This window comes from Vibrio sp. Vb0667 (assembly GCF_033391095.1).
On sequence record NZ_JAWPOL010000258.1, the window covers coordinates 1 to 1,221 of the forward strand.

Sequence of the window (1,221 nt, forward strand, 5' to 3'; positions counted from 1 at the left end):
TAACGGCTGGGGTGGCAAGAATGTCGATGATGAATGTTGTAAAAGCGGCATTGCCATGGGTGGGTGTCATGTTCTTGTTCTTGATAATTGTGACTTATGTGCCTTGGGTATCAACCTGGTTACCAACGACCTTGATGGGGCCAGAAATAATCACTAAATAACACATTTTCCGAATTACATTCACGCAACCAAAAAGAGGTGTGAGCTATCACACCTCTTCGTCTATGGATTTAAAATCTTGTTTTCTCGGATCGGGATGGACTCTGCGCTCATAGCCGTGCCACTTCTTTTTGTTTTTACGTCGGTCTTCACCGGAGCGCCTTTCTTCTTGATACTGGCCGTCTACCATCACGGTATCGGTAATGACCGGTATCCTCACTTTTTCATTCATATCCATATGAGCCCAATAATTGCCTTAGCAAAATTATGATTCAAGTTGGATATAATACCAATCGTGCGAACCTGTTTTATTTATAGAGCTCTTTATCTATCTGATAGCGTTGCATTTTGTCATACAGCGTTTTTCGAGGCACATTCAACTGTTCCATCGTTTGTTTGATGCTGCCATTGTTTTCTAGTAGCGCATTTTCTATCGCTGCCTTTTCAAACTCCGCCACTTGCTCTGCAAGGCTACTGGTTGAGGCGGGGATGGAACTTGGTTCACCTAATTGGATGAGTTTACCTAATAAAACGAAACGCTCTGCTGCATTGCGCAGTTCTCGGACATTTCCCGGCCAATCGTGAGCCATTAGCTGAGCCAAATCTTGTGCTGAAAGACTTGGCGAACTTTTACCATAGCGCGACGCCGCGACTAAAAGAAAATGGTGGAAAAGGGCAGGGATGTCTTCCTTGCGTTCACGTAAGGGAGGCAAATCTAGCGTAACCACGTTGAGGCGGTAGTAGAGGTCTTGACGAAATGTGCCTTGTTCCGCCGCACGTTTAAGATCCACTTTCGTTGCCGCGACAACGCGAATGTCGAGAGGTAAAAGTTCGTTTGAGCCAACGCGTTCAATCACGCGCTCTTGCAGGACGCGCAACAAACGAATTTGTGCCTGAATCGGCATCGATTCGATTTCATCTAAGAAGAGTGTGCCGCCCTGCGCAAATTCAAACTTACCAATACGCCGACTTTCTGCACCAGTAAATGCGCCTTTTTCGTGACCATAGAGTTCGCTTTCAATTAAGTTTTCTGGCACCGCGCCACAGTTCACCGCAACAAAG

The 1,221-nt window shown here is 46.0% G+C and carries 2 protein-coding genes and 1 pseudogene; 1 reads left to right on the plus strand and 2 read right to left on the minus strand.

The window, feature by feature from the left end; all coding sequences use genetic code 11:
* Positions 1–161 (plus strand): annotated as a pseudogene (locus R8269_RS25080) (C4-dicarboxylate ABC transporter permease); the annotation flags it as partial.
* Between the two features lie 47 nt (positions 162–208).
* On the opposite strand, the gene R8269_RS25085 reads toward R8269_RS25080, so the two are convergent.
* Entirely contained in the window at positions 209–391 is a 183-nt protein-coding gene (locus R8269_RS25085) for a hypothetical protein (protein WP_031832379.1), read from the minus strand.
* A gap of 76 nt (positions 392–467) precedes the next feature.
* Positions 468–1,221, minus strand: a 754-nt coding sequence (locus R8269_RS25090) for a sigma-54 dependent transcriptional regulator (protein ID WP_318222890.1), incomplete at its 5' end; no start/stop codon positions are given.